Source organism: Photorhabdus kayaii (genome assembly GCF_025384895.1).
In the GTDB taxonomy this organism is placed as follows: domain Bacteria; phylum Pseudomonadota; class Gammaproteobacteria; order Enterobacterales; family Enterobacteriaceae; genus Photorhabdus; species Photorhabdus kayaii.
Window position 1 is genome coordinate 41730 of the sequence record NZ_JAJAFZ010000014.1, and the last position, 18444, is coordinate 60173.

Genomic DNA, 18444 nt, shown 5'->3' on the forward strand with positions numbered 1-18444 from the left:
TATATTGCGGCTGATATCTTTTAGCCTACAGAATACCTTGAGCAAGCATGGCGTTGGCAACTTTCACAAATCCAGCAATATTCGCACCCTGAACATAATTGGTCTGTTTACCCTCGCCACCATACTCAACACAGGCGTGGTGAATATCTAGCATGATGTGATGCAAACGTGCATCCACTTTTTCAGCCTTCCAACCTAAACGGGCCGCATTTTGTGCCATTTCCAAACCAGATGTTGCCACGCCACCCGCATTGGCTGCTTTACCTGGTGCAAATAGCACACCGGCTTCAATAAAGGCTTCAGTTGCTGAAATAGTTGCTGGCATATTCGCCCCTTCAGCAACAGCTTTAACGCCATTCTTGATAAGAACCTTAGCCGCATCTAAATCCAGTTCATTCTGGGTAGCACATGGCAAAGCGATATCAACCGGCACAGACCACGGTTGTAACCCTTTCAAGAAAGTCAGACCCCGCTCTCTGGCATATTCTTCCACTCGGCCATAGTGTTGGTTTTTTATCTCTTCAAGATGAGCCAGCTTCTCTGGTGTGAAACCTTCCTCATCGACTAAGGTACCGCCGGAATCCGAAGCGGTTACCACTTTCGCTCCCAATGCCATACATTTTTCAATCGTATATTGCGCGACATTACCAGCACCGGAAACCGATACGCGCATACCTTCAAACCCCATGCCATGACGTTTTAACATGGCATTGACGAAATAGACCAGACCATAACCAGTTGCTTCCGGGCGAATCAAACTACCGCCAAAAGAGAGACCTTTGCCAGTGAATACACAAGCCGTGTTGTTAGAAAGCTTTTTCATCATCCCTGACATAAAAGCCACTTCACGGCCACCCACACCAATATCACCTGCGGGCACATCGGTATCTGGCCCCAAATGGCGGTACAATTCTGTCATTAATGCCTGGCAAAAACGCATCACTTCGCCTTGGCTTTTTCCTTTAGGATCAAAATCTGAACCGCCTTTACCTCCACCCATTGGTAAGGTTGTCAGCGCATTTTTCAAGGTTTGTTCAAAGCCCAGGAATTTCAGAATAGAGAGATTCACCGATGGATGAAAACGCATACCACCTTTATATGGCCCAATGGCTGAGTTGAACTGCACTCGCCATGCACGGTTTACCTGAACTTTACCCTGATCATCGACCCAACAAACCCGAAACTGGATAACCCTTTCTGGCTCCACCATACGCTCCAATAAGCTGTGTTCGCGGTATTTTGGATTTTGTTCAAGAAACGGCCAAAGAGAGGTGAATACTTCCCGAACAGCCTGGAGATATTCTGGTTGATATTCATCCCTGCGTTGAATCGATCCAAGAAATGAAGACAAAGATAGTAAACAGCTCATTTAGTTATTCCTTATTTCTACTTCGGTTGTGATGGGACCCCAGCCATTTTCTAATAATTATTTTTGTCGAAAATGTGAGGTAAGTTGTGTTTGCCCTTTGAATATATCACTGTTCTATATTCATCTTTCAAGAAGTTTTTTTGCAGAAAGGTAAAAAAAATTTCTTGATTGCATCGGGTATAAACCAAACAACACTCCATTTCACCCCAAAAAACGCCTGCATAAGCAGGCGATTTTATCGAATAACTTTTCAATCTGTTGTCATTCATCATCACGCAGAGGAACAATCAGCATATCAACATGCACCGTATTAATTAACTGACGAGCAGAAGACATCAATTTGCTCCAGAAATCCTGATGATGACCGCAAACAACCATATCTATGTCATATTTCTTAATTGCATCAACGAGTACTTGCCCCAGATCACCGCTACCACTCAGGGTTTCCTGAATGTCATAATCTGAATTTGCAGAGAGAGCTTTCAGCGCACTGCGGGTCTCGTCAGTAATACGTTGCTGCATATCACCGAGATTAACATCAATCAAACCGGTGTAGAGATCGGAATAGTTAACATCAACATGGATCAGGGAAACTTTGGCATTGTCCGGTTTAGCCATAGAAACAGCTTTTCTCACCAAAACCTGACTTTCCGGGGATAAATCAACCGCAACAAGAATATGTTTGTAAGCCATAAGCGAACTCCTTCCATAATGCCGAATTAGTGAGTTGGCAGGGCAAATTGCCACTATCCTGTGTTTATACCCGTCATCTTTCAAATTGCCTCTTTGTTGGCTGCACTCACTCACCCCGGTCACATAGTTATCTATGCTCCCGGGGATTCGCTCTCTTGCCGTCGCGATGCATCTTGAAATCCATAGGGTATATTACTACTGAGGATGTTCTTCAAGTACTGTTTCGATCACAGATCATCGTATTCAACGACTGGACAAAGAACATCCACCAAACAACATATACCACAATTGTTCTTCCTGCCACTTGATGGATAACAAAATCCTACTCTGAATTTATGGCCTTCCTTGAAACTCAACATATTTACGCGAACAACTAATCAGTCTCTCTAGAGTTGTATGGTTGAATAAAACTGACTAGATAAGTGTTTATGATGTTTTTCTGCCAGTTTTGTCCCAACTGACACAGAACAGGTTTTTTGTACTATCTGACTATCTTTCCTACAATAAATATAAGGTGTCACCACCTGCAATTTTGATTTTTTCTTTTTTGTGACAGCTCTAGCTAACCATTCTAAGGAGGGGATTATGTTCAGTACAATCGCACTGTTTTGGGCACTGTGTCTTGTCTGCATTATCAATATGATGCGCTACTTCTCTTCACTACGAGCATTGCTGTCCATTCTTCGTCAGTCTGATCCCTTGCTTTATCAATCAGTAGACGGTAACGGCTTTTTCACTACTCATGGGCAACTTAATAAGCAAATACGGCTAGTGAACTACATCAATTCACAACGTTACCTTGATCATCATGATCCAGAAGTTGTTCTTCGTTGTGAAAGGTTGAGAAAACAATTTATTTTGACCAGTGCACTGAGTGGACTAGTTGTTATTTGCCTGATTTCTATGTTGATTTGGTATTAAAGAAAAAGGCGGTATAGTTGATCCATACCGCCTTCAAATTATCCATTAAAATAATTAAATCAGTTTCAAAGCGAACCAGTAAAGCGTACCGGACAACCCGATTGAAACCGGCAGCGTCAGTATCCAAGCCAACATGATATTCTGGATAGTTTTCCTCTGAACACCACCGCCATCGACTAACATCGTTCCAGCCACCGCAGAAGAAAGTACCTGCGTAGTAGAGACCGGCATACCGGTATAACTCGCAACACCAATTGAAACAGCAGCAGTCATCTGAGCTGAAACACCCTGCGCGTAGGTCATACCTTTTTTGCCAATCTTCTCACCAATAGTGACTGCAACACGTTTCCAGCCAACCAGCGTTCCCAAAGACAGTGCTAGTGCTACCGCAATGATAATCCAGACAGGTGCATACTCAACGGTGTGTAATAAATCTTTCCGCAATTTATTCAGGAAACGGGCGTCTTCAGCACGGGTTTCCGGCAGTTTAGCCAAAGACTCAGCCGTATCAGCAATACACATCAACATGCGACGCATATTGTTACGCTGTTCAGCACTCAGCTCACTGTAGCTCTGAATGCCCTTTAATAGGCTTTCTGTCTGATCAAGAACAACAACAGCACGCGTAATATCACAATGGAATCGCCCTTCCGATTCATCTTCCGCAACAGCAACCGAGGGAGTCAGTTCAATTACATGGGATAACGCTGCGCCATGCTGCTGATAATATTGCTGCAAGTGAGTAATGGCATCGTAGGTACGGGCAATGTCATAACCATTGGCATTCATGTTTACGACAAATCCCGCTGGAGCCACACCAATTAGCACCAGCATAATCAAACCGATACCTTTCTGACCATCATTCGCCCCATGAGAGAAGCTGACACCTACCGCAGATAAAATCAGCGCAGTGCGTGTCCAGAAAGGAGGTTTACGCTTACCATCCTTCTTTTCTCGTTCAGCGGGTGTCAGATGAATACGTTTACGTTTCTTGGTGCTACTCCAGTAACGGCGCAGTAGAAACACGATTGCCCCCGCAATGATCAATCCGATTAAAGGAGAGAGGATCAACGACAGGAAAATCTGTATCATCTTTGGCACATTCAACGCATCAACCACAGAAGAACCGGTTACGATCGCATTGGTCAAACCGATACCAATGATAGAACCAATCAGGGTATGAGAACTGGATGCAGGTAAACCGAAATACCAGGTCCCAAGGTTCCAGACAATCGCAGCCAGCAACATGGAAAACACCATAGCAAGGCCATGAGCAGAACTGACATTGAGAAGAAGATCGGTTGGAAGTAAATGTACAATCGCGTAAGCGACACTTAATCCACCAAGAAGAACACCAAAGAAGTTAAATACCCCAGCCATAACAACGGCGAACTGTGCTCGCATAGCACGGGTATAAATAACTGTTGCTACCGCATTCGCGGTATCATGAAAGCCATTAATGGCTTCATAAAATAGCACAAACAGTAGTGCCAGTACTAACATTAAGCTGGTGTGAAAATCCAGGCCAGTAAAAAGATGTAGCATAAACGTTAAGCCAGTTAGTTGGACATGAACGCGGCGCATTATCAGTGACAAATGCTAGCGGGGGAAGTGAAATATGAACTTTTTTTGATTTCATGACAACTAGATAACAATAAGAAATAGGAATACTCCTTATATATCATTAAATTACATATCTTTTAAAAAATTGACAATTTTAAGTTATAAAGGACTTTTTCCCTACAAACTTATCAAAAATACAACATATTAGGGGAAATTCCCCACTAAATTATTTAGTCATAAAGAGAAAAACAGTGGAAAAATTTGATGCGGTGATTATTGGTGCCGGTGCAGCAGGTTTGTTCTGTGCAGCTCAGGCTGGACAGCTCGGTTTACGGATACTCGTTCTGGATAATGGTAAAAAAGCCGGGCGTAAGATTTTGATGTCCGGTGGTGGACGTTGCAACTTCACTAATATGTACACAGAACCATCAGCTTATCTTTCTGCTAACCCCCATTTTTGCAAATCTGCTCTGGCCCGTTACACACAATGGGATTTTATCGAACTGGTTCAGCGTCATGGCATTGCTTACCATGAAAAAACACTAGGGCAGCTTTTCTGTAATGATTCCGCCCAACAGATAGTTGATATGTTGCTGAAAGAGTGTGAAGCCGGTCAGGTCACTATTCGTCTGCGCAGTGAAGTTAGCCAGGTAGAAAAAAATGAGCAAGGTTTCGTTATCCTCGTTAACGGAAAAGAAGTAAGTACACGCTCACTTGTTATCGCTTCCGGTGGATTATCTATGCCAGGTCTTGGAGCAACGCCTTTTGGGTATCGAATTGCAGAACAGTTCGGCATGAAAGTCTTGCCAACCCGCGCCGCCCTTGTACCTTTTACTCTGCATAAACCACTACTGGAGCAACTTCATATGCTCTCTGGTGTGTCCGTTCCCGCCATTGTCACCGCCGAAAATGGCGTTCTATTCAAAGAAAATATCCTGTTTACTCACCGAGGACTCTCTGGTCCAGCAATCTTACAAATTTCCAGTTACTGGCAATCAGGAGAGTTTGTGAGTATTAACTTACTTCCAGATAATGATCTGGAAGCCCTTCTGGAGAAAGAGCGGAGTTCTCATCCAAACCAAAGCGTAAAAAATACTTTGGCAAAATTATTACCAAAGCGGTTGACAGAGTGCCTGCAAACGCTCGGCCAAATCCCAGATATTGCTCTTAAACAACTAACCCCAAATCAGCAAACACAGTTGGCGGTAAACCTCCAATCATGGCGGGTACAACCCAACGGTACAGAGGGCTATCGCACCGCCGAAGTGACAATGGGAGGTATCGACACTCACCAACTCTCATCCAAAACGATGGAAGCTAATCAGATAAAAGGACTCTATTTTATCGGGGAAGTGGTAGACGTCACCGGCTGGCTTGGTGGCTATAACTTCCAGTGGGCATGGAGTTCCGCCTGGGCATGTGCTCAGGCGTTGTGACTGGTGTGGAGAGACAATAAAGTTTGCCCGTAAGGAGATTTACAAGTTTCGTCCAACTAAAAATCGGGAAAAATGATACTGGAAAGCCGGATGAGGTCGAAAGTCTCATGTCCGGTTTGGAGAGGAGGCGTTCGGAAAAGTGTCATAGCAAATGGTAACTCGCTGGCGCTCTACTCTATTTCACGTCCAGTTGCGTGAGAGCCTATGGGTGAGATCCCCTCGGGCAACTCGACCATATCTAACTACCGGAATTATGACCTGGGTGGTTTATACCCGTTATCTTTCAAGTTGCCTCTTTGTTGGCTGCACTCACTCACCCCGGTCACATAGTTCTCTATGCTCCCGGGGATTCGCTCCCTTGCCGTCGCGATGCATCTTGAAATCCATAGGGTTTAGCTCTGTCAGTTGACGCAGTCATCATTCTGAAAATGACAGATATGGAGCATATTTTTAATTGAAGATTCTAATATTATGAAGAGGAACAGTTATTGCGGAGCGTTGATTGGCGAGTATAGAGCGCGAAAATGCCCCATAAACAGGTGTCATTATAATGATAGAATCATCGGGCTCCGAAAGTGCATTAATTATAATATCAATCGCAGTAACAACACCTGGGCTCTGAACAATCCAATCGGGTTCAATTGTCCAGTCATGCCTGTTTTTTTGCCAGTCTGTAATCGCATTTAATGTTGATAAGCTACAATTAGTGTAACCCAATATGCCATAATCAATGATGTTCAAAAGCGCTTTTCTGACAGAAGGAGGACTCTGAAAATCCATATCTGCTACCCATAATGGTGTTGGCTTGTTATCGGTATACAGTGAGTCTTGAGGGTATGTCCATTTAGTGGATGAAAAAACAGAACGATCGAATACAACATCAAAATTGAAATTCATACATCCACCATTAATTATTTTTTTTGATTAAAAAAGTATAATAAATCAATAGAGTTATCAAGCTAATTAGGGATAATAATGAAAACAGTAGAGTAGAATTAAATAAATCAAGCATGATCCCTCCGTAAATAGGTGCTAAAGCTGATCCGATACTTGACATATTGTAAGCACCAAAAAAAGCTCCCCTTAAATGGTGAGGTGTGAGCCTATCAACTTCGACATTAAACGTAGGTATGGCAATTATTTCCCCAAAACTCAGAATGACAGTTGCGACACAGAGATAATAAACTGTATTGATAGGTGAGAATGCAAAAATGATTTGAGCTATGGCAATTAACATGATACCGATTAATATTTTTATTCTTGGTGTAAAATTTCTTAATAAAACTAAAGTTGGTATTTGCAAAGTGATAATTGTCAATGAGTTGACAATAACTAATAAAGCAATAAAATTGGTAACATTGTTGATATTTGATCTAGATAAATATTGAACAAGCGTAGAATCAAAGTTAGCATAAACAAACATAACAAGAACATTACATAATAGAAGTATCATGAATGTTCGGTGAGAAATAATTATGTTCAATGTTTTTGTAAAGCTAATGTCATTGCTGAATTTTTTTATTTTCTCTTCCTTTTTTGAAGATAATAAAAAGACACGCAATATAATACCATAAACAAAATAAACAATGGCTGTAATTAGAAAAGTTTCTCTCTGTGCCGATAGGCCAGAGGCTAAGCCAATATAAGGACCAATTGCAGCGCCAACATTGACCAAATAATATCGATAGTATTGTATTGACTCTCTCTTTAGGAGAGTCAATATAATCGCCAATTAAGAGCCTATCTCAATAGGCGTAATTGTTGCAGGCCATTCTTATCAATGAACAGTGAACACGGACAGCGCGGAAAAACCGGAGCGTACACGTAGTACGTGAGGATTTTGAGCACTACCCAGGTTCAAAATGGCAAATAAAATAGCCCTATTGAGATAGGCAGTAAGGCTTTGCTACACGCTTCTAACAGAGCACGCCCAATACTAATTCCGGATATAGCGATTAAATATAAGATAGGTGAAGATGAGAAGGACATCATGATGAATGAGATAATGCTTATCATCACCCCGATAAGCATTATTGTTCTGCGGCAAAAAATATCAGACAAATATCCGGTATAAATGCCTGTCACTGAGCCTAAGATACTCGACAGCGCCAATAATCCGCCAATCCCTGTCGCTGACATGTTAAACTGCCGATAAAGGATCATCGCTAAAAAAGGCCAAACCATAAAATAGGCGGCTCTTGTTAACAGTGTCCCCAGTAACATGATAAAAATTGGGGGAGGTAAATGTTTTAATAAAGATAATCTGAATAGAGATGCCATTGGTTCACCAGGATACGTATTAAGTTACTCTGACTCTATTTCGATAATAACACTCTCTTTAAGGTGGTGACTATCAAATTCAGCCTGCTCCGCTGTTACGCCACACGCAATAGCATACCCTAATCGTTGAGAGCTATTTTTCAGTGATTCAATATGTTCTCCAACATTAACATCAAAATGGACAAAGCCATTCTTGGTGTAATTTATCTTTTTAACAATGCCAGAAGGTGCTGTGATATAAGAAATAGAGGCATATCTATTGAACTTCTTACTCAAGTCAGGTGAAATATCTAACGAAACTTGGATAACTGCTTTCCACATATCAATACCGGTAGCCATTTCCACTAATTCAGGAATATGATCTCCTCCTAACCGAGCGCCTACTTCAATGACTTTGACACCATCACTTGTTACCTTAACCTCGGTATGTCCTCCTCCATTATAAATACCTAACGCGAGCAAGGCTTGTGTTACCACTTTTTCTATTTCAATTTTTTGTTGTAATGGTAGATTAGCAGGCAATGTATGCCCTAATTCAACAAAATAACCATTATTTGATACGTATTTTTTAGTAATTGTGATAATGTTCACAACACCATTAAAGGAAATAGATTCAATACTGTATTCTTGTCCTTCTAGATATTCTTCTATCAAAAGTAAAGAAGATCTTTTTACTCCAAATGGAGGAGTTATTTCACAGACTTCACGGAAATTCCTTTCCAATTCGATGACATTATCATTACGTAAAACACCTCGACTTCCGGCCATGTTAATAGGTTTTATAATGTTTGGATACCCAATTTTGGCTGCTTCTATTTTTGCACTATCAACATTCGAAATTAGAGCGTATTTAGGGATAGGAACATTTTTTTGCCCAAAAGATTCTCTCATTAGGTGTTTGTTTCTTGCTTTCAATGCATTTTCATATGTTATTCCCTTAAGACCTAATGCTTCTGATACTTTAGCCGTAAGGGGAACATAGAACTCCATAAATGTAATAACACCCTGTATTTTTTTCTTAGCATTGATATGCTCAGCCATATTTAGAACAAGTTCATCGTCATTAGTATCTGCTTCGAAGAATTCATCAATATAGAGTAAATCATTATCAGATACTTTATTATAGTACTTCCTTGATCCAATGAATATAATATAAGCACCCAGCTCTTTTGCTTTTTTTAACCCAATCGAACCGGATGGGTTTTTTTCTATTACCAATAATCTATTAGACATTTTTAATCTCTATCGATCTACTAGAGAGGTTATTCATTAGCTCACGAGAAAAACACCCATTATTTAACACACCGTTTAATCTTTTATTAACAAGATCGTTAATTTCATCAAGATAAATATGAATATCTTGAGGCTTTATATCAGTAAAAGGTGTATTTAATGGTTTATCACCATGAAAATCATAGACAATCGGTTTATTTATCATTTTTATTTTCCTTGCCTAGAATGTTTGAAATTAAAACTTATTATTTACATGATTATTTTCAAGTGTTTTTTGATAGCCAAGAAAAAATATTTTTGTCACATTAACGGAGAAGTAAGACAGAACATTTGTTCAGCTATTGGTTGAGTAAAGCTAAGTCGGTAGAGGGTTTTGGAACCACCGAATTTAACTACATAACACGTAATGATCAGAAGAAAGCAAAGTGTTTAACACTCCTAAAAAAAGTAACTCAATTGCAAGCATTAGCAGGGAAATAGGCAAAAGTCGCTGCTTTGTAAAAGCTGTTGCTCTTGGGGCAAAAATAAGTACGCGACTAAAGCCTATTAAGCCAACCCCTTTGGTTTGCCAAATTGCAATTGAACTTGCTACGAAAGGCTTTCACCGTAAAGAAATCGCGCGAAGATTGTCTATTTCAACCGGGGGTGTTGAGCCGATCGTTTCTACTACGGATGGACTGGTAAATTGGCGTAAACAGTGTAAACATGAATCAAAAAGGCGACGCTATCAACTTCAGATTCTTCTTTATCGTCAATACCACCCAGAAGCCATCCGACATGACATAAAGTCTGACTGTAATGCGGCATTCTTCTGGCTGTATAAACATGAAAGAGAGTGGCTAGAGATAAACTTGCGCGAGCCTACTCCGCTACACCAAAGCCCAAGAGCAAAGTAAGTCATAAAGTGAACATCTGCACTTTTTATATCTAATTTACACCTCAGAGTGACTGCTCTTATTGTGCATGATTAATTGTTATACATTGTAATCCTCCCTATTTTATGAGAGGTTTACAGATGGTAGGCACTGATCGATGACTTTTCCGACGCCGACATGTGTGCATGTTGTGTCGCTCCCGCAAATAAACACACTGCCATCCTGATGTTGTCTGAACTGATAGGTCAACCCGTCGTCACAACACCACACACCTGATAAATCCATCTCCATTGCTGTTCCTTATTCTGTTTGTGTCACCCAGTCTCTTGATTGATGCCCCTGATTGGCATGCTGGCTAACTGGCCTAAGTTCTTGCGTTTGATTGAAATATTGGGAGAGTCTATTTTTCAGCCGGAACAAAAACTATTACAGAGTATTACAGCACCTGCAAAAGGGTTCACTGCTATACTTTGAAAGAATATGAATTCAATGGCGGATGCAATATGTCTCAAAGCGATATCTCTCAAAAGAATACAAACAGAACGATGCAACTGGAAACGCGGGCCATTCATAGTGCTTCAGAACAATTTGAAGACCCATATCAGGCGATTTCCCCGCCACTGTATGTGAACGCCTCTTATACCTTTGAGACCTGTGAAGAGGCCGCCATGGTGTTTGCGGGTGAAAAACAGCGCTATGTGTATGGCCGGGTCCATAATCCAACCCAATCGTTATTAGAATCCAGACTGGCTGATCTGGAAGGCGCAGAAGCCGGAGTGACGTTCGCATCTGGGATGGCGGCGCTCAGCAGCGTTGTCTGGAGTTTACTTCAGTCCGGGGATGTTGTGATTGCGCACAATAAGATGTATGGCAACAGTTATAATTTGCTGACTCAGGAATTACCGAAATTTGGTGTGCAGGTGATTTTGATTGACATGACTGATCTTCAACAGCTCAGGGAGGTGCTGTCTGACAAGACAGTACTGGTGTTTTTTGAATGTCCCTCCAATCCTTTACTGGAACTCATTGACATTCAGGCGGTGGCATCTCTTCTCCAACCTTACCATGCGCAAATGGTAGTCGATAGCACCTTAGCCTCGCCCATGATGCTCAGGCCGATTGAGCACGGCGCAGATATGGTGATTCATAGCCTGACCAAATACATCGGCGGCCATGGGGATGTCCTTGGCGGGGTGGTGCTGGGCCGTGAAGAGACGATGAAAACGGTTCGGATGCATGGCTTGCGATGTTTGACGGGTGCCACACTGTCGCCTTTGTCGGCTTTTCTTGTGTTGCGTGGGTTGAAAACACTAGGCATTCGAATGCAACGGCATAGTCTCAATGCGCTGGCGGTCGCCCACTTTCTCGAGGATCATCCCATGGTCAAACAGGTGTACTATCCCGGATTAGCCACTCATCCCCAATACGCGCTGGCGACCCAGTTGCTGGATCTCTATGGCGGGTTGATCTCGTTTGAATACCGAGGAGATCAGGCTGCAACGCAGGCGTTTCTCGATCGACTTCAGTTGGTGAAGCGGGCTGTGAGCCTTGGGGATGTTGAAACGCTGATTCAGCATCCGGCCTCGATGACGCATTCGGCTTACCCGGAAGAGGCCTTACAGGCGTATGGGATTCACCAATCTTTGGTCAGAATGTCTGTGGGGCTGGAAGATGTGCAGGATATTGTGGCGGATTTAGCGCAAGCCTTTTATGAGAATATGTGAGGATGAATCGTTCTATGTCTATTTTTGAGTCTGCTTTCGGTATGTTGCGTGCTCACCTTTATCGCTTCTTTTGATTACATTGAACTCGCTACATTGACTCTTTTGGGATGTATCCATTTGAATCGGGTCAGGTATGTTACGCACCAACCTTCACCGCTCCCTTTTACTGCATCGTGTGCGCCCCTGCCTGTTTTTGAGGGCTCAAAGACAGGCGAAAAACTCTTTTTGATTCAACATTATCATAGCAAAACGGGATCGGTTTCTAAGCTCCTCCTGAGTTGAGAAACCTAAAAATTCTTCCTTGAATTTTTTCCCTCACTCCGAGTTCAAATCATCTACCAGTGCATCTTTTGATTTCTTCAAAAAACGAGCACCCATTCAAATGAAGAAAAAGCCCGCAGGAGTCGGGATTGAGGATTTTGAGTACAGGGATGTGCTTGAAAATCCGATTCTGGCAAGCGTATGAAAGAAGACCTTTTCCATGCTTTTGGGTCTTTCCAAAAGCATGTGGGGCGTGTTCGATAATGTCAAATTGATCGAGAAACGTCACCGCGCACCAAACCAGATCCAGCATCTAAATTAAGCAAATCAGTGGACAGGCTTTTTACTGATGCGAAGCTGCATCGGCCATTGAATCATCCGGGATTGATGCGCATCTCCCCACAGCGGTAGCAAAGCTTGTTCAACAGCATCAAGCGGATTGTGATGCCGAGCCAGTTGATACCGCCGGGTGGCGGACCAACTGTATAAGTAGCCCATTAATTGCTCGAATCTCCATTCCGCCAGCATATAAAAGGTGGGGGATGGTATGGCTTCAAATCCTGAAGGCAGTGGGTAGTGGGTGACGTCCGCTTGTTTGGCTTCGGTGGGCCAATAGTCTTGCAACGTGGTCTGTCGATACGTATGAATCACAGCGTCCATGGTATCAGACACATGGCAGTGACCATAACTCCAACAGGCCAGCACCCCACCGGGTTGGAGTACCCGAGCAACTTCTGCATAGAAGCGGAGCAGGTCAAACCAGTGCATGGCTTCTGCAACCGTGATTAAACCGATGGACTGATCACGAAATGGCGGGTGCTCAGCCGGGCAGACCTGATAAATCACCCCTGCGCAGGCTTTAGCAAGATTGATTTGTGCCGCGCTGGCATCGGTGGCGATAACCGTCGAAAAGCAGGTGGCAAGGCCTTGAGCGGCCTGTCCGTTGCCTGTCGCGCAATCCCAAACAGGAGGATCGCCTGTCACCCATGACCGTAAATATTCGAATAGGGCAGCCGGATACTGCGGGCGAAACTGCTGATACACCGCGGCCTGCTCAGAGAAAAAATCCTTAAACGCGGCCTCGTTGGGCGATGTCGGGGCCGCCTGAGTCACGGATTTGCTGACCATGGTCATTCGCCCTTATGCACTGGAAACCCGCCGACACAGAATCTGATCCGCACCGCCAATCATCTGATGGAAATAGACATACATGACTTCTTCGTGGAGCTCTTCGCCTTTCCATGTCGGTAAAAGATAAGACTGGTCCTCGGATAGGGTGATGAGATCCTTCTGAATCAAGGTATCAAAGACTTGCTTGTAAGGCGCTTCTTTAAGAATGTGAACCCCAAACTGAGTCTGATAATCCTGCACCCGAATCGGCTGATTGGCTTTATAAGCGAAGGCGAGCTTAGTCCCGATGGCGACATTGCCTTCAAGAACACGGCCAAATGCGAGTGGGGGCGCAGTCGGGTTGCTTTGCATGTAGGTCATATAGAGGTTGATGTTGGTCTGATTGTGCGTTTGGATGATGGTGTCATTGCCGCCGGAGAGCCAGCCATACGCGCCCGGCCCTAAAGCAATCATGGTGTTGTATTTTTCCCACTTATCTTTAGAGACACGGGGAATATTGCTATCCTTGTAGGTGCCTTTTTTATTCCACCAGCCACATGGACTGGGGTGATAGTCATTGGCCCAAAGGATCTTGGTAATCGCATCCCGCATTTTGTAGGTGTCAATCACACCCGGCAGCAAGTGTTGTGCATCGAGCTTTTCTTTCTGCCGATCTGCATTCCATACCGACGCGTTGCCAATGCCCATACTTTCCCGATCAGAATTTCTCAGCCGATAGATGGTAATCGCCGGTACCTCAATTTCGACCAGCGTGCGGATATCTTGCGTGACCGTGTCGATGGTTTGGTGCGGCAGGCCAAACATCATATCGGTACTGAAGGGTTTCCCCGTTTGTTTTAAAACGTGAATGGCATTCAGGGCGTCTTCTTTTTGTATGACGACGATTGGTGAAGTCATTCACCTCATTTTGCAGGCTTTGAATGCCGATGCTGAAGCGGTTAAATCCTAGCGACAGGGCGAGTTCGACATGCTGCGGGAGATAATTTTCCGGGTTGCCTTCAATGCTGATTTCACAGTCATCCGCCAGCTGATAATTCTCGCGAATATAGGTCATCAGTTTGGTGATCGCCACCGGATTATTGAGTAATAATGCGCCAGTGCCGCCGCCGATGTAGAATGACTTAATCTGCGCCTGACGCACCCACGGCACCTGCGTCAGATACAAATTGGATTCCTGAATCAGCAAATCTGCCCAAATCTCCAGCTCATGCATTTTGTCATTGGCTTTGATCCGTCGTTTGACGTAATTACAGTAGTGACAGATGTAATCACACAAAGGCAAGTGCAGGTAGAGATGGGTCTCTTTGCCGGCACCATCAAAGTCTTTGTAGGCCTGAAAGGTGTCTACATCATTGAGAATATCCCCGTGATTTGAGGTCACATTAATATTGTACTCGTGAACCGGAATATTGAGTTCTGGATTGTCATGTAACAATGTTTCTAAAACAGTCGGATGGGCCATGCGCATCATGATGATGCTCCTCGAATGTCAGTAATGATTCAGGGCATGAATCACTCGTTAGTCATAGTACTGTGCCATAATGGCCGAGATCCATGCAGGCTCACGTATTTCTGTTTGTGGCTCAAAGGCTTGCATATAAGGTTTGATGTCGATCACCGGTGTGCCATCAATGGCATCAAGGGCTTTGACGGTTAAGGTCAGCCCATCACAGGCCAGCAGTTCACAGCAAGACACCCCCAGCCGATTGGGGCGCGCTTTGGCCCGTTGCCCGAAGATGCCGACTAGCGGCAGCTCCGTCTGACCCCGCGGGTGCCTTGCACCGGTGACGATTTTTTCAGCAGGGACTTTGTGCATCGCAAACACAATTACCAAGTGAGAAAACTCACTCAAACCTTGCGTCGCTGCCGGGGTGAACTGGTTGCTATCGAGCGTGATGGTTGAGATCACGCTGCCCCAGAAATCGTCTTGAGTGGTCGTTCTCTCATTTCTCACCCAGCCAATCGGGTGTAGGGTAAATATAGTGGTATCTACTGGCTCCATAGCTGCCCTCTTACGAATAAATGGTCAGGATGTACCCGATCGACAACGATATAGATCTCATCCCGGTTGACGCCAAATACCTCAACAATGCCATTGGCAACACAGGTGATGATGTCTTGCACGGCTTGGTTGGAGTACGTGGATTTACAGCGAATTTTGACCAGCGGGGCCGAAGCGCTCGCGGTTTCCCAGTCCGGTTTGAAGAAACAAGCCGGATCGATCGGGTGCCAGAACGACCACACATGATTGGGCGCGAGCTGCAAGATCACCTGAATCCGGTCACAGATAGTTTTCAAAAATGCTTCTGGCGGTGCAGGTTCCAGCGAGAGGTATTCAATGATTGGCATGATTCGCCTCAACAGATGCGGTACATGGAGATTTGGATTCGCCGGCGATCAGAGCCGCAAGATAATCGGCCGGATCGCAGGGCGGGTTGTCTGTCGTCTGCATATCCATCAAGTGTCCAACACCTTGAAGAATATGAATGTGTTTCTCTTGTGATTTGCGTGTCACCACATAGTCAGCGCTGTCTTTTGAATAAGTGTCCGGGGAGCAGACTTGTTCGACGGTCTCGGTTGTCTCATCACAATAGGCAATGCAGTCCCGGCTGCCATAAATTAGATGAATGGCATCGGGGTTTGCATAGACATACACAGGTTGTTCAACCACGGTACTGAGTAAAAAAACTTGTCGGCAGTGAGCATGGGCATGATTTGAATCTTCAAGCAGCTTTAATAGGATTTGTCCGCCTAAGGACAGCCCGATCACACAGTAGTTGCGCTTGAATGGTTCAAAAAGTGGGGCCTGAATCACCTGATTGAAGCGTTCATATCGTTTTTGGATATCCGTCGCGCAGGCGATTTCGTCCGCTTGCATTTTATCAGGCAAATCAAAATCAAGGGTCGCGATACCAAGCGCTGCTAAATTCCGTTGCAGTGCGGAGAAGAATTCATTTTCCCGGGCGGGGGCATCAAATGCCGTCATGTGACCGGAATGCAAGAACACACAGCAAAGCGGAGATGATGGGGTATCGGGCACCGTCATATGCACTCGAAAAGGCTGGTGATCCGCATCTTTTAAATGATAGTGCTGAGAAGTAGGGTTCATCGTCCCGGACCTGTCTGCAAAACGCGTCTTCGCAAAAAGTGTGCGTATGTACAGAATTGAGAATGCACATACGCAACACCTGTGATTACTTTTTCAAGGCCGCAGAGGCTGCCCCTACCATGGCTAAGGTAATCCCTTCTTTCGTCGGTTTGAGCGTAATGGAATGGCGATTCTCTTTATTGGCTAAAGACGTTGCAGCGCCGACCATCGCTAGAGTAATGCCATCATCTGCGGATAGATCCATATGGATCCGGGTAAATTTCTTTCCGGGAGAGGCGACAATCGATGCCCCTTCATCCGGGATCATATCGAGAACTCTTTTTTTACTCATTGCTTTTGCTCCTATTGCTGTGAGTGAAACAACAAAAAAGCCACTGCCAGAATGAGCCGCGACTTAATTGTCCGGTGCGATCAATTTGAGCTTCAAACCCTGGCGTCTTCTTAACGTCCAATACTGATGCGATTTAATCATAAACAGCCGCAGATACTCGGTTGCGCCACAGCCCGCTTCATCCCCGGACACATTTTTCGCAAGCGGAGGACAGCGAAACTGACACCAGACGCCACTTTGCTGAACATCGCAGGACTGACAGACGGTATGTCTGGCAAAGGTCTTGCCCCTGAAATCTGAGAAGCCTGTCTCCCATATCTCCTGAAAGGACCGATCTTTAATATTTCCGGCACCATACATCTTGTTACTCATACAGTTACTGCAAGGAAACACTTCCCCAGAGCTATTCACATAAGCCGTTGAACGGCCACATTTTTCTTGTTGGGTCGCCCACTCCAAGGTCTGACAAAACTTAATGGTCTCAACGCCGTGAATGTCATCGGAGGTGAACGCGCCTGTCTTTTTCCCCATCAGGGACTCATGCGGGGAATCGGCATCATCTCCCTGAAAGCGATCCATACAACGTTCGTAAATCGCAAAGACTTCATCAAGCCGTTCAGGTTGTAAAATGATATGTGGATTGAGCAATGCCCTGCCGATGGGATGTGTTTCCAGCCATTGCGGGCGGGGAAAGCCGTTGTCCACACACCACTGGAAGATTTCTTCAACATCATTGATATTCTGGTTATGGACAGACACGGCGGTGCGGACGACATGGCCATACTGACTCATGAGCTCGAAGCATTCTCTTAATTTCGGGAAGTTCATTTTTCCTCGCACGGTTCGTTCCGGTACGGCGGTATCAAAGCTGACAAAAAACGACTGACCTTTGGGGATGCGCTTGAGTTTTTCTTCCGTAATGAGCAGGCCATTACTAAAAATTTGGGTACTAAATGGCTTTTGCCGGGCGTGCTGAATGATCTCGATAGCATCTTTATGGGCAAACAATTCGCCCCCAGTCAGAAAGACTTGCAAGACCCCCAAGGCCTCGAACTCATCAATGAGCGCCTTAATTCTTTCGGTGGAAAGTTCGTTGTCCCGCTTTTTCCCCGACCAGGCATAACAATGCTGGCAACGCAGGTTGCAGAGGTTGGTGGTTTCAATAAAAGCGATCGCAGGTGCGGAAAGGTGAAAATTATCCAGCGCGACAAAAGGAGATTCGAGAATAAAATCTTCAAAGAAAGCCATATCTTTCGGCATGTCGCCCCGGTTAAATTGTTCGATATAAGGCTTCACCGAGGGATGAAAATAAGCCACTTTCCCCGTGGGAAGAAGAGCAACAATACCGCCGACATTGTCTTGATAGACGATTTTATTCAGAGACATATCACAACCTTATTTTTATAAATTATGAATGAATGTCTTGCCATGAGTGTGTTGTTACTCGGATGCAATCAACTTGTATGCCGAATGTAATTAAGTAAAGCAGTGTATCCTTAATTAGTCAAACTGAATGCA

Annotated in this window: 20 protein-coding genes; 4 read left to right on the forward strand and 16 right to left on the reverse strand. The window is 44.3% G+C overall.

Annotated features, from left to right (window positions below; all coding sequences use genetic code 11):
- Positions 1 to 25: 25 nt before the first annotated feature.
- Positions 26 to 1369 (reverse strand): NADP-specific glutamate dehydrogenase, encoded by a 1344-nt coding sequence (gene gdhA / locus LGZ98_RS07780; protein WP_113041267.1) that lies wholly within the window; start codon positions 1367 to 1369, stop codon positions 26 to 28.
- Positions 1370 to 1630: 261 nt separating this feature from the next.
- Positions 1631 to 2062: a universal stress protein UspA gene (gene uspA, locus LGZ98_RS07785; protein ID WP_113041269.1), complete on the reverse strand. Its 432-nt coding sequence runs from the start codon at positions 2060 to 2062 to the stop codon at positions 1631 to 1633.
- A gap of 585 nt (positions 2063 to 2647) precedes the next feature.
- Between uspA and uspB the strand changes: the two genes are divergently transcribed.
- The gene (gene uspB / locus LGZ98_RS07790; RefSeq protein ID WP_049583893.1) at positions 2648 to 2983 is read left to right on the forward strand and encodes a universal stress protein UspB; all 336 of its coding nucleotides are present in this window, start codon (positions 2648 to 2650) and stop codon (positions 2981 to 2983) included.
- A 54-nt stretch (positions 2984 to 3037) separates the two neighbouring features.
- On the opposite strand, the gene pitA is transcribed toward uspB, so the two are convergent.
- Positions 3038 to 4528, reverse strand: a complete 1491-nt coding sequence (pitA, locus tag LGZ98_RS07795; protein ID WP_113041270.1) for an inorganic phosphate transporter PitA — start codon at positions 4526 to 4528, stop codon at positions 3038 to 3040.
- Between the two features lie 269 nt (positions 4529 to 4797).
- Here pitA and LGZ98_RS07800 point away from each other — a divergent pair, with 269 nt between their 5' ends.
- Positions 4798 to 5982 carry a BaiN/RdsA family NAD(P)/FAD-dependent oxidoreductase gene (locus LGZ98_RS07800; RefSeq protein ID WP_262977911.1) on the forward strand — a complete coding sequence of 395 codons (1185 nt, stop codon included), beginning with the start codon at positions 4798 to 4800 and terminating at the stop codon, positions 5980 to 5982.
- Positions 5983 to 6432: 450 nt separating this feature from the next.
- On the opposite strand, the gene LGZ98_RS07805 is transcribed toward LGZ98_RS07800, so the two are convergent.
- From LGZ98_RS07805 to LGZ98_RS07825, 5 genes are all read right to left on the reverse strand, one after another.
- The gene (locus tag LGZ98_RS07805; protein ID WP_262977912.1) at positions 6433 to 6879 is read right to left on the reverse strand and encodes an aminotransferase class I/II-fold pyridoxal phosphate-dependent enzyme; all 447 of its coding nucleotides are present in this window, start codon (positions 6877 to 6879) and stop codon (positions 6433 to 6435) included.
- Positions 6880 to 6889: 10 nt separating this feature from the next.
- Entirely contained in the window at positions 6890 to 7702 is an 813-nt protein-coding gene (locus LGZ98_RS07810; RefSeq protein ID WP_262977913.1) for an MFS transporter, read from the reverse strand.
- Between the two features lie 137 nt (positions 7703 to 7839).
- The gene (locus tag LGZ98_RS07815) at positions 7840 to 8262 is read right to left on the reverse strand and encodes an MFS transporter (RefSeq protein ID WP_113042832.1); all 423 of its coding nucleotides are present in this window, start codon (positions 8260 to 8262) and stop codon (positions 7840 to 7842) included.
- 24 nt (positions 8263 to 8286) lie between these two features.
- Entirely contained in the window at positions 8287 to 9495 is a 1209-nt protein-coding gene (locus tag LGZ98_RS07820) for an ATP-grasp domain-containing protein (RefSeq protein ID WP_262977914.1), read from the reverse strand.
- Positions 9488 to 9700: a hypothetical protein gene (locus LGZ98_RS07825; RefSeq protein WP_228901663.1), complete on the reverse strand. Its 213-nt coding sequence runs from the start codon at positions 9698 to 9700 to the stop codon at positions 9488 to 9490. Before LGZ98_RS07825 ends, LGZ98_RS07820 begins: the two co-directional genes overlap by 8 nt.
- A 220-nt stretch (positions 9701 to 9920) precedes the next feature.
- On the opposite strand from LGZ98_RS07825, the gene LGZ98_RS07830 reads away from it, so the two are divergent.
- The gene (locus LGZ98_RS07830; protein ID WP_113042825.1) at positions 9921 to 10391 is read left to right on the forward strand and encodes a TnsD family Tn7-like transposition protein; all 471 of its coding nucleotides are present in this window, start codon (positions 9921 to 9923) and stop codon (positions 10389 to 10391) included.
- A gap of 482 nt (positions 10392 to 10873) precedes the next feature.
- Positions 10874 to 12094: a trans-sulfuration enzyme family protein gene (locus LGZ98_RS07835; protein WP_202967588.1), complete on the forward strand. Its 1221-nt coding sequence runs from the start codon at positions 10874 to 10876 to the stop codon at positions 12092 to 12094.
- Between the two features lie 588 nt (positions 12095 to 12682).
- Here the strand turns inward: LGZ98_RS07835 and LGZ98_RS07840 are convergent.
- From LGZ98_RS07840 to LGZ98_RS07875, 8 genes are all read right to left on the reverse strand, one after another.
- On the reverse strand, positions 12683 to 13483 hold the full coding sequence (locus LGZ98_RS07840; RefSeq protein ID WP_228901661.1) for a class I SAM-dependent methyltransferase: 801 nt from the start codon (positions 13481 to 13483) through the stop codon (positions 12683 to 12685).
- Positions 13484 to 13495: 12 nt separating this feature from the next.
- Positions 13496 to 14293: a hypothetical protein gene (locus tag LGZ98_RS07845; protein ID WP_262977915.1), complete on the reverse strand. Its 798-nt coding sequence runs from the start codon at positions 14291 to 14293 to the stop codon at positions 13496 to 13498.
- Complete coding sequence (locus LGZ98_RS07850) at positions 14223 to 14957, reverse strand: radical SAM protein (protein ID WP_262977916.1); 735 nt, start codon at positions 14955 to 14957, stop codon at positions 14223 to 14225. The genes LGZ98_RS07845 and LGZ98_RS07850 overlap by 71 nt, the downstream gene beginning before the upstream one ends.
- 48 nt (positions 14958 to 15005) lie before the next feature.
- Positions 15006 to 15488, reverse strand: a complete 483-nt coding sequence (locus tag LGZ98_RS07855) for an SAM-dependent methyltransferase (protein WP_046975493.1) — start codon at positions 15486 to 15488, stop codon at positions 15006 to 15008.
- Entirely contained in the window at positions 15476 to 15835 is a 360-nt protein-coding gene (locus LGZ98_RS07860) for a tautomerase family protein (protein ID WP_046975492.1), read from the reverse strand. Before LGZ98_RS07860 ends, LGZ98_RS07855 begins: the two co-directional genes overlap by 13 nt.
- Complete coding sequence (locus LGZ98_RS07865; protein WP_046975491.1) at positions 15822 to 16595, reverse strand: alpha/beta fold hydrolase; 774 nt, start codon at positions 16593 to 16595, stop codon at positions 15822 to 15824. Before LGZ98_RS07865 ends, LGZ98_RS07860 begins: the two co-directional genes overlap by 14 nt.
- An 85-nt stretch (positions 16596 to 16680) precedes the next feature.
- Entirely contained in the window at positions 16681 to 16926 is a 246-nt protein-coding gene (locus LGZ98_RS07870) for a hypothetical protein (protein ID WP_036812610.1), read from the reverse strand.
- 63 nt (positions 16927 to 16989) lie between these two features.
- Positions 16990 to 18312, reverse strand: coding sequence for a radical SAM protein (locus tag LGZ98_RS07875; RefSeq protein ID WP_205068561.1), 1323 nt, complete (start codon positions 18310 to 18312; stop codon positions 16990 to 16992).
- Between the last annotated feature and the right edge of the window lie 132 nt (positions 18313 to 18444).

Coding starts and splice junctions, on each gene's coding strand:
- gdhA (WP_113041267.1), bottom strand. CDS start 1,369: ATGAGCTGTTTACTATCTTTGTCTTCATTTCTTGGATCGATTCAACGC.
- uspA (WP_113041269.1), bottom strand. CDS start 2,062: ATGGCTTACAAACATATTCTTGTTGCGGTTGATTTATCCCCGGAAAGT.
- uspB (WP_049583893.1), top strand. CDS start 2,648: ATGTTCAGTACAATCGCACTGTTTTGGGCACTGTGTCTTGTCTGCATT.
- pitA (WP_113041270.1), bottom strand. CDS start 4,528: ATGCTACATCTTTTTACTGGCCTGGATTTTCACACCAGCTTAATGTTA.
- LGZ98_RS07805 (WP_262977912.1), bottom strand. CDS start 6,879: ATGAATTTCAATTTTGATGTTGTATTCGATCGTTCTGTTTTTTCATCC.
- LGZ98_RS07815 (WP_113042832.1), bottom strand. CDS start 8,262: ATGGCATCTCTATTCAGATTATCTTTATTAAAACATTTACCTCCCCCA.
- LGZ98_RS07820 (WP_262977914.1), bottom strand. CDS start 9,495: ATGTCTAATAGATTATTGGTAATAGAAAAAAACCCATCCGGTTCGATT.
- LGZ98_RS07825 (WP_228901663.1), bottom strand. CDS start 9,700: ATGATAAATAAACCGATTGTCTATGATTTTCATGGTGATAAACCATTA.
- LGZ98_RS07835 (WP_202967588.1), top strand. CDS start 10,874: ATGTCTCAAAGCGATATCTCTCAAAAGAATACAAACAGAACGATGCAA.
- LGZ98_RS07840 (WP_228901661.1), bottom strand. CDS start 13,483: ATGGTCAGCAAATCCGTGACTCAGGCGGCCCCGACATCGCCCAACGAG.
- LGZ98_RS07845 (WP_262977915.1), bottom strand. CDS start 14,293: ATGATGTTTGGCCTGCCGCACCAAACCATCGACACGGTCACGCAAGAT.
- LGZ98_RS07850 (WP_262977916.1), bottom strand. CDS start 14,957: ATGATGCGCATGGCCCATCCGACTGTTTTAGAAACATTGTTACATGAC.
- LGZ98_RS07855 (WP_046975493.1), bottom strand. CDS start 15,488: ATGGAGCCAGTAGATACCACTATATTTACCCTACACCCGATTGGCTGG.
- LGZ98_RS07860 (WP_046975492.1), bottom strand. CDS start 15,835: ATGCCAATCATTGAATACCTCTCGCTGGAACCTGCACCGCCAGAAGCA.
- LGZ98_RS07865 (WP_046975491.1), bottom strand. CDS start 16,595: ATGAACCCTACTTCTCAGCACTATCATTTAAAAGATGCGGATCACCAG.
- LGZ98_RS07870 (WP_036812610.1), bottom strand. CDS start 16,926: ATGAGTAAAAAAAGAGTTCTCGATATGATCCCGGATGAAGGGGCATCG.
- LGZ98_RS07875 (WP_205068561.1), bottom strand. CDS start 18,312: ATGTCTCTGAATAAAATCGTCTATCAAGACAATGTCGGCGGTATTGTT.